Annotated in this window: 15 protein-coding genes; all 15 read right to left on the bottom strand. The window is 55.8% G+C overall.

All coding sequences use genetic code 11. The features are described from left to right. Window positions 1–2: 2 nt before the first annotated feature. Window positions 3–1,199, bottom strand: a complete 1,197-nt coding sequence (locus SJQ66_RS03960; protein ID WP_320533674.1) for a baseplate J/gp47 family protein — start codon at window positions 1,197–1,199, stop codon at window positions 3–5. Continuing rightward, on the bottom strand, window positions 1,196–1,531 hold the full coding sequence (locus SJQ66_RS03955) for a hypothetical protein (RefSeq protein ID WP_320533673.1): 336 nt from the start codon (window positions 1,529–1,531) through the stop codon (window positions 1,196–1,198). Before SJQ66_RS03955 ends, SJQ66_RS03960 begins: the two co-directional genes overlap by 4 nt. Before the next feature lie 411 nt (window positions 1,532–1,942). Then, complete coding sequence (locus tag SJQ66_RS03950; protein WP_320533672.1) at window positions 1,943–2,650, bottom strand: hypothetical protein; 708 nt, start codon at window positions 2,648–2,650, stop codon at window positions 1,943–1,945. Next, window positions 2,643–3,611 carry a hypothetical protein gene (locus SJQ66_RS03945; RefSeq protein WP_320533671.1) on the bottom strand — a complete coding sequence of 323 codons (969 nt, stop codon included), beginning with the start codon at window positions 3,609–3,611 and terminating at the stop codon, window positions 2,643–2,645. Before SJQ66_RS03945 ends, SJQ66_RS03950 begins: the two co-directional genes overlap by 8 nt. Beyond that, window positions 3,611–3,973, bottom strand: coding sequence for a hypothetical protein (locus SJQ66_RS03940; protein WP_320533670.1), 363 nt, complete (start codon window positions 3,971–3,973; stop codon window positions 3,611–3,613). The genes SJQ66_RS03945 and SJQ66_RS03940 overlap by 1 nt, the downstream gene beginning before the upstream one ends. Beyond that, on the bottom strand, window positions 3,970–4,689 hold the full coding sequence (locus tag SJQ66_RS03935; RefSeq protein WP_320533669.1) for a hypothetical protein: 720 nt from the start codon (window positions 4,687–4,689) through the stop codon (window positions 3,970–3,972). Before SJQ66_RS03935 ends, SJQ66_RS03940 begins: the two co-directional genes overlap by 4 nt. Further along, window positions 4,686–6,497 (bottom strand): lytic transglycosylase domain-containing protein, encoded by a 1,812-nt coding sequence (locus SJQ66_RS03930; RefSeq protein WP_320533668.1) that lies wholly within the window; start codon window positions 6,495–6,497, stop codon window positions 4,686–4,688. Before SJQ66_RS03930 ends, SJQ66_RS03935 begins: the two co-directional genes overlap by 4 nt. A 111-nt stretch (window positions 6,498–6,608) precedes the next feature. Continuing rightward, window positions 6,609–7,208, bottom strand: a complete 600-nt coding sequence (locus SJQ66_RS03925; protein WP_320533667.1) for a hypothetical protein — start codon at window positions 7,206–7,208, stop codon at window positions 6,609–6,611. Continuing rightward, window positions 7,208–7,651: a hypothetical protein gene (locus SJQ66_RS03920; protein ID WP_320533666.1), complete on the bottom strand. Its 444-nt coding sequence runs from the start codon at window positions 7,649–7,651 to the stop codon at window positions 7,208–7,210. The genes SJQ66_RS03925 and SJQ66_RS03920 overlap by 1 nt, the downstream gene beginning before the upstream one ends. A 10-nt stretch (window positions 7,652–7,661) precedes the next feature. Then, on the bottom strand, window positions 7,662–8,990 hold the full coding sequence (locus tag SJQ66_RS03915; protein WP_320533665.1) for a hypothetical protein: 1,329 nt from the start codon (window positions 8,988–8,990) through the stop codon (window positions 7,662–7,664). Between the two features lie 18 nt (window positions 8,991–9,008). After that, window positions 9,009–9,302: a hypothetical protein gene (locus SJQ66_RS03910; protein WP_320533664.1), complete on the bottom strand. Its 294-nt coding sequence runs from the start codon at window positions 9,300–9,302 to the stop codon at window positions 9,009–9,011. A gap of 3 nt (window positions 9,303–9,305) precedes the next feature. Next, window positions 9,306–10,265 (bottom strand): hypothetical protein, encoded by a 960-nt coding sequence (locus SJQ66_RS03905; RefSeq protein ID WP_320533663.1) that lies wholly within the window; start codon window positions 10,263–10,265, stop codon window positions 9,306–9,308. After that, entirely contained in the window at window positions 10,262–10,687 is a 426-nt protein-coding gene (locus tag SJQ66_RS03900) for a hypothetical protein (RefSeq protein ID WP_320533662.1), read from the bottom strand. The genes SJQ66_RS03905 and SJQ66_RS03900 overlap by 4 nt, the downstream gene beginning before the upstream one ends. Continuing rightward, window positions 10,688–11,146: a hypothetical protein gene (locus tag SJQ66_RS03895; RefSeq protein WP_320533661.1), complete on the bottom strand. Its 459-nt coding sequence runs from the start codon at window positions 11,144–11,146 to the stop codon at window positions 10,688–10,690. Between the two features lies 1 nt (window position 11,147). After that, window positions 11,148–11,654: a hypothetical protein gene (locus tag SJQ66_RS03890; RefSeq protein ID WP_320533660.1), complete on the bottom strand. Its 507-nt coding sequence runs from the start codon at window positions 11,652–11,654 to the stop codon at window positions 11,148–11,150. Between the last annotated feature and the right edge of the window lie 13 nt (window positions 11,655–11,667).

The raw sequence follows: 11,667 nt of genomic DNA, 5'->3' as shown, positions 1-11,667 counted from the left end.
CGTCATCCTTGGCTCACAGTCGCCCCCGAGGACGAACAGTAAAAGTAGCTTTCGGTGTCCGACGTGATCATTGATGTGCCGGTTGCCGGACTCACTACGGACCCGTTGACATACACCGTGAACGTCAAGGTCGTCAGATTGTTGGTCGGCAAAACGCTAGACACAGCGGACTGAAACGCGTTTTGCATCTCCAGTAGGTTGATCGGCTGCCCAACCGTTATCCCGTTGATATATGACACGATCGATGGCGCCCCCAGCTGATTCACTTGAGCGCCCGCCGAAAAATTACTCAGGTTCGTGTTCCAGGTGGTCGTCACCGTTACAGTTTGCTGCGGCGGATTCACATACGGGATCGTGTACTGATTGGGTGAGTCGGTCAGCGTGACGCTGATATTCCTGGATACCGTATTCGAGCCTACGATCGTCGAAAGATCCAATGTGCCTGCGTAAATAGCCGCGGCAACGTCGTACGAATCACCGCCTCCGCAAATCACCTCCCAGCCGGTCGCAGCTTGCAGAATGGCTACCAGGCGCGGCGTGACGCCCGAAACCTTTTTAAGGAGTGTGTACAGGTATGCAGGCGTACCTTGACCCGCAATCGTGGCAGCCTCCAATATCCGCGACCGATAGTCTTGGACTGATTCGCCGTCCGTGTCGCCTGCCGTGCCAGCTTGTGGGTTCGTTACGGTGAGCGTGTATCCCGACTGAACCGAGGTGATGATGGTATTAACCGCGCCCTGCGCAACAGCCCACGAACCACTCGTGGTCGCGACAGCATAAAGCTGATTGGTCGAACCTGATGTCAGAATGACGCCGCCATCCTGAATCTGATATTGGTAGGACCCATCGGAGACGATAAAACCTGCTGGGATGATGTACCCGGCAGGGCCGGAGATCACCACATAAACGCTTGTATTTGATGCGCCACCCTGAGGTATGCCGAGCATCGTGCCTTGTTGGGCTAGGACGAATGCATTGGCGCCATATGGCGTAACGCTATTCACGGCATCAACTCGGGCCTGATCAATCATCGACAAAGCACCCACCTGGGTCGATGCGATGTCTTCTATCAGCGACCCCGGTAGATTCGCCGTGTAGTCTGAATTGGACGCCGACACAGCGGCCAGCAGATTCGATCGCAACGTGGCCGGCGTGGTCGTCTGCGGGCCGCTCGTACTCATCACTAATGGAATCGTCATGTTGCAATCGTCTTATTCAGAATAGCGCCGCTGTGCGAAATCGCTGAAATCTTGTAGGTCGGGCTTGAATCGGTAGCGACCCGAGTAATCGTCAATGAAGCGAAGTACTGTGCAAACTGCTGCTGCGTCTGCATGACGTAAAAATCCGGGAAAACCTGTGTCACCAAGGTTTGGTGCGCCGGTATGCCGTAGTTCGCATAAAATGGCGATTCCCCGGTGTTCAGCTTTAAAACTTGGGCCAGCGCGGTCAGATAAACGTTGTCGTTGTACCCGTTGGCGTCAGTTTCCACCTTCACCCAGTTGCCACTGCTGTCTCGCCCCCATGTCCGCATGGGCCTCTCCTGCTTCGGGCAATAAAAAACCCGCCGAAGCGGGTTTGATTCATCACTCTGCGACAATAATTAAATGAACATTCGACAGGCTGCCTCTCTGCTTGCGGGCCTTCTCGCCGCATTCTCGGTCAATGCATCAGAACAGGAGTATTCAACCGAACAGATAAAAGACACGATCTCGTTTGCGAGAGAGTCGTGCGGCGGGATCGGCGGCCTAGCCAAATCAATCGCGAACGATAGAGATGACAAAGTCAGCTTGGACGAAGAGCTATCTCGATACGGCGACTCTGGATTCTCAAAGTACTGGATCTCCGCTGTGTACAGCAAAGAATTACGACGTGCTAGCCCTGCACAAATACACGACCTGGCAATTCGGTCGTGTCTTGATAGCTATGGATTGAAGTGATGGACCTACCCTGACATAACTGCCGTCTCACTGCTGCCGGACTCAACGCCGCCATGTACGTGAGCATTGACGCTGCCGTTTGGCAGCACCACGTCAGGCGCTGTCACTGGTGCAGTGAAAGTCACGGTGCCCTCTGTGCCGCCAGCGCCCTGCTGGCCGACGTTGCCGTTGAACGTCACATTTCCGTTAAACACAATTCCGCTCGCAGTCAGGACGATCGACACGGAACCAAACGTGATCGTCGTGCCGCTGGTGTCCGTGACAATGCTTGATGTCGTCCCCGATGTGGTGCGGATGATCGCGCCATTCGGGCCGCACACCTGCGCCGCGTTTTCGTCATCGGGCGCGGAATTCGCGCTACTCACTGGGACGAACACAAGCGTCGAAAGGTTGCCGCGGCGGCCATACTTGCCAGTACCGCCACCAAGCCCGGATATCCCGCCCAAATACGATCCGGTTGGCATCGCGACGCCAGTGTCGCCCACTTGCGTTGGCATTCGCATCCATGGGCTTTCCGCCTTCGGAATCGTGATGGGTTGCAATGTCCAAGGCGACGTATCGAGGTCAAACGATACGGTTATTACTGCGCCAGAAACCGCCGTCACCGTACATGGAAGCGCGCGCCCCTCTGCTTCGATCTGCTGCCTTGCGCGCTTGATCGCTGCAAGATTCGCGTTTCCCTGTACGGAAAGCTTTTCGTAGAAGTCAGTCATTTACTGTGGGCCGGCATGTTACGACAGTAATCCACGAGGCTCCGTTTGCGCCCCTGAAATCACCAATATGTCGCACTGAATCAACCAAAAATGTACCGGTGAAGGCGAGGCTATATTTGACCTGACCAGGCTGCGAGCTTGCCGTGGTCACGACCTGACCGGCGCTACTTTGCATGCCTTGAGGCATCTTTATGTAGGAGCCAACCTTTATATCTGCACGCATCACCAGCTTCATCATCATGTGACTGGTGTCAAACCATGCGGGCTGACCCACCAAATCGGTGTATTCGATCTGCGTGTAGGTTTCCTGCGTGGTTTGATCGTACAGTTGGATTTCCCCTCCCTGGATTGCTATTTTCACTCCGGGGTAAGAAGACCCAACGAAATTCCCTTTCGTCATTTCATATACGACATCAGCTATCCCATCAAGCGTGGAGGCGTAATGCTGCTCGTGGTGCGAAAGCACAACCTTCGCGCTGGTGTTGTCGGTAACCGTCATCGAGGGAAGCGCAACCTGAAACATGTTCTTCAGCGCGGTGCCTAGAGTCGTGCCAGCCGGCCAATCCATCACAAAGTTTCCGGGGCTGTCAAACGTGTAACCCGTTGGGCTGACGACGAACGTTATCGAAAGCTCGGTTCCCTCCCAATTACCGAAACTCTGGATGATGTACCCCTTGAGCAGAACACCGGCCTGAGACGGCTTTGCCAGAGGCAATCCTTTTTGCATCCCGCCTTTCAGCGTCAGATTCATTCCGGCGAACGTCTGCGAAGCACGAAGCTCATCCATTGATATGCCATGTATCGTAACCATGGACATTTCAGAAGAAGAACCATAGGGATTCACCAATAGATCGAACTCAACCTGTAGCGCAGCCGGATTCACCGCGCCGTTGGTCTGCGATGACCAGTTGTAGGTTCTGCCGTCCGTACCATCCTGAATGGTGATGTCGTAATACCGCATTACGAAGTGCTCGTCGTAGTGGTCGTAACTTCGAAATTGCCGGAGTCTTCGCGGAACAAGATCGTCGATGACGAAAAAATACCGGGTGCGAGATCAATATCCGTGTCGAGCGAGGAACCCACGAGAGCGCCTGCCCACGCAACATTGCCGCTGGAGTCAGTGAGCGTGAGATACCATCGCTGCGCCGCGATGTTCCACGTTGCAGCGCCGGTATAAGCCGAACCGTCTAGCGTGAACGTCGTAGAGAATGGCGGGCTCGCCGTGGTAGACGGCGAGAACGCCGTGGTCACGGTCGTGACCGTCGTGGTCACTGTGTTGCCGGCCGCATCCGTCGATGTGCTTGTAGTCGTCGTGGTCGTCATATTGCCGATGAAAGGAACGTACTTACCATGCCGGATATACCGGATGTCGAAAGCGCCCCTTGCGCCGCCGTTCCCACTGATGTCAGCGAGCTAGACCAAGACGACGTCGTTTGCTGGCTGCCACTGGTTAGCGAACTCATGAGCGAATTCGTTGCCGAATCGGCATCCTCTAGCGTGATCAAGGGCTTTTCAAAGTCGATCTGCCACATGATTTGTTGCTGCTTTCCCTCGCCGCTCGTGACATCCGTCATGCCCTTCATCAGGCAGTTGGTGTATAGAAAAGATGGGGTAATGATGTGGTACGTGCCGCCAGAGGCATTGTGCGACGCAAGCGAAGTCCTCAGCGACGTGAACAGGGATAGCTTGGTCAAATACCCGCCTGCATCTTTGACTGGCGCCACCATCAATAGCGAAACCGGCAAAGGCTGCTGCACGATCGCGTTCGCTGCGACCTGAGTGTTTGCAAAAGGGTAGTTCGCGATGGCATTGTTAATGACCATCGACCCCGGCTGCGGGATGAATCTGGCATAAAAGTCGCTGTCGCTTGCCGCCCCCTGAGCGAGCGATGCAAGCTGCCCGACCAGCCCAATTATCGGCATCATGTTGCCCGGCACATTCGCCGCGATGCCGCCAACCAGGATAATCGGGGTGACCTGGAACGCCAGGTCGTACAGCGCCCGCGTTGCCGTCGCTACAGTGGTGGAAACGGTTGTCATTTAGCTGCCGCGTTCATTTGTTGAGATATCCGTGCCGCCGTTTGATTTTGGATCACCAGGGGGCTTGTGGTTTGCGGCTTCTGCAACTCCGCCAGGATCTTCGCCAGATACTTCGTAGTTTCATCGGGCAGCCCGCGCTCCCAATTGGCGCCATTCTTGGCAATGTCCCTATCGAGATTTCCTTCGCCCCAGTTATAAGCTGCCAGAGCTTTCCTTATATCCCCACCGTATTTCTTTTTCAGGCGAGCGTCCATCTTCGCCTGCAAGTCCGTGGATTCGTAAGGGTCATAAGGGTTTGCGCCTCCCATCCCCTGAAAAGTATCCCTCATGAACTGAGCAATACCTACAGCCCCGCGCTTTGACACGGCGAAGGGATTCCCGCCAGATTCAACCTGCTGCTGCGCGGCGAGCAATCCCAAGGGCAGGCCGTTTTGTTCCTCCGCCTTAAATCGAACTCGCGCCCCTTCCACCAAAAATGTTCTGGCTTTCACGCGATCCATGAGAGACGACGGTCCTTGCTTGACGATTTCATCCCAAGTCTTTTTGTGGACAGAATTATCAATCGTGGCTTTCGGATCAGTAAGCAGTCCCTTGATCGACTCGTGCGTTTGCCCAGGCTTAGGCCCGAGGGTATCAGTGATCCAACTTAAATGATCCGCCGCCCATTTGAGTGCATCAGCAAGCTTTCCGATGTTCGCTCCTATGGCCTCGATATCGCTCTTCGCTTGCCCCGAAGATAGGTATGACGTGAAGCTGTTGATCCCGTCGCTTACCTTTTTGACGTTATCCGGCGTGAGGGCCGAATTAAGCAGAATCTCAGCGTCTTCGGTGATGGTTTTTACCAGCCCGGACATTGATGGCGACAGGCTGACAAGCTTGTTCGTTAGCGATGTCTCAATCGTCGTTCCGGCGCGAGATATCTGATTTGCGAACTCAAGCCACGCATCGGTTGTGCGGTTGTTGACGTCGAATGACTTGGAATCGCGCTGGTAGTCGCCCCAATGCCCCTGTAGCTTCTCTCTCGACATGTCTCCAATGTTGCGCGCGTCGGCAAGGCTGTAACCGGCGGCCGAAAACCCCATCGCCCCGAAGTTCTCTTGCGTTCGCATCTGAGCCGGCGTGCTCGACCACCAGTCATGCAGCCGCATCATCGTAGCCTGCGCCAATTGATCTGGCGCCATGGTTGCGACTTGGTTGTAGCTCAGGCCGGACGCCCGCATCAGCGCTGGCCGGCTAGCAAAGCTATTCTGCGCGTCTGCCGTCTGCTGCAAAATGCTGGGGTCAATGATCCCCTGAAAATCGTTTTGAAATGCGCGCAATTGGCCCGTGGAAACGCCCATTCCGCGCGCTTCTTTCCGATCGCGCACGGCAGACATAGCAAGCTCGCGCAGGCTAAGCGTACCCAATATTCCAGAGATGCCAGATATGCCGACGCCAATCGCCCCAATCTTCATCAGGAACTTTCCAATCCCAAAAAGCTCGTGCCCAAGAGACTTGGCCTGACTGACCATCTTCCCCATGCTTGCGCCACTTGATTCCGTCGCTAAGCGAAACTCCTTTTGGGCATCGGTGGCCTTTTTCACCCCTTCTGCAACTTTCCCTGCGCCACCGGCCGAGCTATTCAAGGCGCGAACGGCTGCCGCATCCAAAGCACCAGCAGACGCAGCAGCCTTACGCATTTCTTCGTTCTGGCGCTTCCAGTCTTCTGGCATCGCCTCGACGGCCGCCTCATACTCCTGGAACAGTTGGTAAAACGCCTTGAACTGCTGATCGTCAATATTGACGCTGATGACTTTTTCGTTAGCCAAGTAATTCCCTTATCGCCCCGAGAATATGCCGTTCGCGGAATTCCCTGGCAGAGTGATAGCGCGACTCGTGACGCTCGAATGTCTGTGCGAACCCTTCATTCGCCGCGAACCTTAAGATGGAACAAACGATTCCTGCGCCGGCGAAACCTTCTCCGGAGTCGACTCTTGCAAGGAAGCGATCCACGCCGAACTGGATAAGGGCGTAATCGACGCTTTCAGGATGCCAGCCGTCGCCGCGGCCACCCGTTCCTTTTGCGCCTTTCTCGCCAGCGCAAAATGGCAAGTAAAAAAAACGATGGCCGATTCCGCCTCCGACCAGTCGCTGGCGTCGATAAAGCCGCCGCCGATCGCCATATCCACGGGCAATTCCTTCCACCCTTGCGGGGTCGGGCATAGGATTAGCGTCTGCCGCTTAATGTCCTCTAGAAGCGCCCGTGCCGCGCCGATATTCGGGTGCCCATCAGAGTCGACATCCCCTAGCAAAGCGGCCTCTTGCGCCGCCTCATCCTTGAGGGTAAGGGCTGCGACCACCGGCCCCGAGTCCATCTGGTAGTACGGCCCCTTACTGGCGATGGCGGACTTTGTTGCCGCCAGCACCTTAAAGTTTGCCTCGAACACTTCCCGGCTGATCGGCGTGTGGTAAGCGACGACTTCCCCGCCCGCCACCTCCTTGATAGGGAGCACGAGATTCATTGCCTCATTGAGCGACATCAATAGCTCCACATATCGTCATTCACATAAAACAGCCCACGCAACTCGACGCGCACCACCGGATCGGTTCCGTCATATGCGCCGGGATCAATCGATCGAATGACGCAATTTGACAGCGTTACCGCGTCGAAAGTCGATGCATCGCTGTACGCAGTCACATCTCCTATGGAAGTGCTGGATTGCGCCTGCGTCATCCAGCTTTGGGATAGCGCTTGCGTTCGAAGCAGATTCAGTGTCAACGTAGCGAACACATACGGCTCTGGCGATGTAACGGCGCTCGTGCCCGTGCCGATGAGTTGATTGAAGTCGCCTTCAAACGCAAGCCGTGCGAATGACCGGCCCATATACGACGAGGTGACGTTCAAGCTCGTGTAATCCGAACACACAACATGCGTGCGTACTCGATTCAAGGTGCCCTGTGTCACCATGGGATTGGTTGCCATCTAGGGCTCCTTATGCGATTTGCGTGGCGTCGATGTTGAACGTGATCGAGAGGAATCCGTTCTGCCCAACGACTGTTGCCGAGAATCCGCCGTAAATACCCGCCTTGTAATTCGATGGGTTTGCCGTGGTGTAGTCCGTGAACGACGTCGCAGACACAGTGATGCTCTCGGCGCAGCCGAAGGAAACGGCGCTATTTGCAATACCCTGAATCACCGAGAGCAGCGTGTTAATCCCTGCTTGGTTGTACAACAACGGCGGATTGCTGTTCGATCCGTTGATGACGGCTGCGGCCAGCGCTTGCTTAACCTGGATCTGGAACCAGTCAATACCATACCACCACGAAGCCTGACTGCCGTCCGCCAGCATGCCTTTAAACAGGCAGGATTTTGAAATGCCGCCTTCAGCGCCGGTCAAGATCACATTTCCATAATCCGAGAGAATCGTGGTGATCGTCGTCTTGTTTCCCGTCAACGTCCACGGCGTCACGCTGTACAGATAGCGAAACGCCATCGGTGCCAGCATGTTCGATGCGCTTGGACTATTCACCAGCCACTGATAGAACGCTGCGGCGGCCTGATACTCGGTTGAAGCAGCGGTGGGGCTATTCACCAAAGCGAAAATGGCCTTGTTGCCGCTGTAGAGAGACAGATTGGCCGTCGTGGCCGTCACGAAAAAGTATGTCTTGCCGTTCGGGCTCTCGTAGTTCGCGGCCATTACCTCAAGCGCCGACACCATGCTGGCTGTGCCGGTTGCCGTCGTGCCGCTTGATGGCGCCGAGAACGTGACTGTGGGGGCTGCCGTGTAGCCTGTACCAGGGCTGGTGATCGTGACGCCCGTGACGGCGCCATTCTGGATGATCGCCGTGCCCGTCGCCGCGGTGCCAGAAGACGGAGCGGAGAACGTCACAGTCGGCGCGGCGGTGTAACCAGATCCGCCGCTCGTGATCGTGACGCTGCCAACCTCGTCGGAGCCATAATCCCAATCAGCGGGGACGAGATACGCATAAAAGACGCCAGAATTCTCCGTGATCCACGTTTCGAGAGCCGAGATTTCCGCCTCAATGCTGGACTGCGCGCCAAGTTCCAGAACATACAAACCAACAGACGATCCTTGAGCGAAAAACGACGTCGCCATTTTGGTCACTTCGGCCTCGTTTCCGCCAGTGCCGATAATCTCTGTCAGCGTGTCCATATCTCCGCAATACTGATAGGTTCCCTCTGTCAGGGTGGTGCCGCCCAGCGAGATCAGCGCCCCGCTTTGCTGCAACTGCGAGGCGGTAGGCGCATCGGTGACGGTCGTGTTTACAGTTACGATCGTCGGGGTATAAGTCGTCGCCATTTGGGCGGCCTCCTGGAATTACGAGTACGAAACTGCGATGGTCTGGCCCGTCCCCGGAACGATCAGAATGCCGTTCGCGCATGGGAACTCCAATTCGATCGGACCCAATGTGTCGGGGAGCGTTGCAACCAAGTTCGCGGCAGTGTTGCCGGACGTTGCAGAGGCATCATAGACGCCGCCCGCGGCAGTTCCGGCGACTACGACATTTGCCCGGAAGATCGTGCCCGGCGAGCTTTTGACAACCGTGGCCGCCGTGATATTCAGCACAGACAGTCCGCCGCCTGCGCGCGGCACAATTGGGTTTTGAGGCATTTGTTACTCCTTCGTGGTTGTGACATACGCCGACAAGATTAGGCGGCGCGCAATCGCATCAGCCGTCGCCTGGTAATAGGACGCCTGAATCAAAATCGTTTTCTTCATAGCAATGGCCGATATTTCGACCTGGGCTCGCTTTTCATCCCGAATCGCAGGCGAGTTGCAAAACCCGAAATTATCGGTCTCGATGGAATAATCCATCAGCGAGGCGAGATACTGTATTGCCTGTTGGTTTGTGAATCCGTACAAAATCAGGCGAACATCGTCCCGCATGAGTTGCCAGCTAGGCAGATCGTGCAAGGGCGCAGCATCGGTTCCGCTTTCCGTCGTGCCAGGCCAAGTGATCGCCATGAAAGGCTGCAATGCGACGGTCTGCGAGGGCTCGATGTGTACCGCTACATAGGGGGGCTCTACATTATCCGGCACGAGATACGACGGATACACCGGCGCGATGCTGTTTTGCGCCAGCCATATCGGCAAGCTGTTCGATACGATCTGTCCCGAAGGAAGGTCGTCCGCGCTCGACACGAGTTGCGATGCCATCGCCGGGTACACGGCGAATCCGCGGTAATGCCATATCCCTGCGCTGCTGTAGTTAAGTCCGCTCTCCGCAAAAGCGAATTGGCGCGCAACACCATCCAGCGTCCATGTTCCTATCCACATGGTCCCAGGGGCGATGCTGTTGAACTCGCTTATCTCCTGCTCAGACGTGAACACAAACCGGTTTGCCGCTACCGTCTGGTCCTCGTCTTGCTTTCGATCAGATAAAACATGCAGAGAGCCAGGGAAACTTTGGGTCGCGCTCGACGCCACCCAAAAAACGTACCCATCCGCCTCAAGCGTTGATTTCGTATATTGCTGAAACGAAATTTGCTCGTTTCCCGAGATTTGCTCTAAGCCCGCCTGCAAAACGGCAGCCATCTGACTTGGGCTGCTGGAATATTCGTCGAATAGACTCATGGATCGACCCACGCCTTAAAGCTGGCCTGATATAGGCCCGTATCGACAAACGCCGGCCGTTGCGGCCCCTTTTTAGTCTTCCTGCGCAACGTCTCCCGATCGACTGCCGCCTGCGTGTTTTTCCCTGAAATCAGCTTCATTTCCTCGTTCGAAAGGAAATCCCGGAATCTGGCTTCCACTTTATCGAGGTTCAAGCTTGCACTCACGGCCTGCGGTGGCGCACCCATTGCCAGCGATTCGATCGCGCCTTCGTAGCCGTTCAAGATCGCGTCCGTGATCATGTCTTCGTTCTCTTCCAAGAAAACGCGCATGATGTGATATTCGGCCTCAAGGATCTGCGCTACTTCGCCGGTTGTGTTTGCCCCCTTTGTCTCGCCGTCCGTATAAGCGACATCAATAACGCCGAGATTCAAGGTTGGCATTTAGCTCACTCCGAAAGCCGTGGACCCTGCCTGCTGCGCATAGGCCAAGTAATATCTTCCCCACGGCGTTTTGAGCAGTTCCAGATCCTGTAGAGTCAAGTTCTTCAAGAACTCTGGTGCCAACAGCGTTGTCTGCGAACCGTTATCGCCTGTAGAAACGACAGGGCCGGCGGCGAATGAGCCAAACTTGAATTTCTCTCTCGCCGTCGTGAAGAAGGTCTGACCTTCCAAATCTTGACCCAGCCCGACGAGCGTATGCATGCCCAGGTTGTAGACCGCCATCACATACAAGATTGGCGGGAGACTGAAAGGCGCGACGAGTGTCCGAGCCTTGGCGATATCGAACGACCACACGAGATAGTCCGAGTCGGCAGGGAGGTCCGCCTGCGGCACGCCCTGCGAATAAACGAACGTCGTGAAATCCGCCAAGTTCGGCGTCGTGGGATCGGTGAAAGCCATGTTACCCCGGCAGTTTTACGTCGCTGCGCCCGTCCTCTGCTACGGACAGGCTAAAATTGACCTCTTGCCCGGTCGGGCGCTCGTTGCGCGGGATGTCCTGCAACACCTCCACTTCCGTGGTCTTTGCCGAGCGCTTTCCCGTTTTCTTGTCTCGCGTCGATCGATCAAACGCTAGTGCGGCGCGCGATGCCTCCGCGGCCGACCGCATCTCCTGAGATTCGACCAGATCATCATGAGCATCGACGATTTGCGCCTCCGTCACAGGTCGGCCGATGCGGTATATCCAACCCGAGAAACTTGATAGCGCGCCGCCAGCATCGGGGGCCGCCCTGAATCCAACGGATTCCATGTGATCAATAACCGCGCGCTTTTGGGCTTCGGTCCACCCCTTTCCGACCTCTTTTTGCTGCCCGGACGCAATTTCAACGTGCTGGTGCCGGCCAGTCTCGGGAAGGCGGTAGAAGTGGATGAGATTCTGCTTTGTGCAATTGGCTATGAAAATCGACATGGTTTCCTCTGTT

The sequence above is a fragment of the Robbsia andropogonis genome, from assembly GCF_034047095.1.
GTDB lineage: Bacteria > Pseudomonadota > Gammaproteobacteria > Burkholderiales > Burkholderiaceae > Robbsia > Robbsia andropogonis.
Note: the sequence above shows the minus strand (reverse complement) of the source record. Positions and strands in the feature narration are given on the sequence as shown.

Bases quoted from the DNA above. Each gene is read 5' to 3' on its own strand.
- SJQ66_RS03915 (WP_320533665.1), bottom strand. From the start codon at position 8,990: ATGGCGACGACTTATACCCCGACGATCGTAACTGTAAACACGACCGTC.
- SJQ66_RS03910 (WP_320533664.1), bottom strand. From the start codon at position 9,302: ATGCCTCAAAACCCAATTGTGCCGCGCGCAGGCGGCGGACTGTCTGTG.
- SJQ66_RS03920 (WP_320533666.1), bottom strand. From the start codon at position 7,651: ATGGCAACCAATCCCATGGTGACACAGGGCACCTTGAATCGAGTACGC.
- SJQ66_RS03940 (WP_320533670.1), bottom strand. From the start codon at position 3,973: ATGACGACCACGACGACTACAAGCACATCGACGGATGCGGCCGGCAAC.
- SJQ66_RS03935 (WP_320533669.1), bottom strand. From the start codon at position 4,689: ATGACAACCGTTTCCACCACTGTAGCGACGGCAACGCGGGCGCTGTAC.
- SJQ66_RS03950 (WP_320533672.1), bottom strand. From the start codon at position 2,650: ATGACTGACTTCTACGAAAAGCTTTCCGTACAGGGAAACGCGAATCTT.
- SJQ66_RS03955 (WP_320533673.1), bottom strand. From the start codon at position 1,531: ATGCGGACATGGGGGCGAGACAGCAGTGGCAACTGGGTGAAGGTGGAA.
- SJQ66_RS03925 (WP_320533667.1), bottom strand. From the start codon at position 7,208: ATGTCGCTCAATGAGGCAATGAATCTCGTGCTCCCTATCAAGGAGGTG.
- SJQ66_RS03905 (WP_320533663.1), bottom strand. From the start codon at position 10,265: ATGAGTCTATTCGACGAATATTCCAGCAGCCCAAGTCAGATGGCTGCC.
- SJQ66_RS03895 (WP_320533661.1), bottom strand. From the start codon at position 11,146: ATGGCTTTCACCGATCCCACGACGCCGAACTTGGCGGATTTCACGACG.
- SJQ66_RS03890 (WP_320533660.1), bottom strand. From the start codon at position 11,654: ATGTCGATTTTCATAGCCAATTGCACAAAGCAGAATCTCATCCACTTC.
- SJQ66_RS03900 (WP_320533662.1), bottom strand. From the start codon at position 10,687: ATGCCAACCTTGAATCTCGGCGTTATTGATGTCGCTTATACGGACGGC.
- SJQ66_RS03960 (WP_320533674.1), bottom strand. From the start codon at position 1,199: ATGACGATTCCATTAGTGATGAGTACGAGCGGCCCGCAGACGACCACG.
- SJQ66_RS03945 (WP_320533671.1), bottom strand. From the start codon at position 3,611: ATGCGGTATTACGACATCACCATTCAGGATGGTACGGACGGCAGAACC.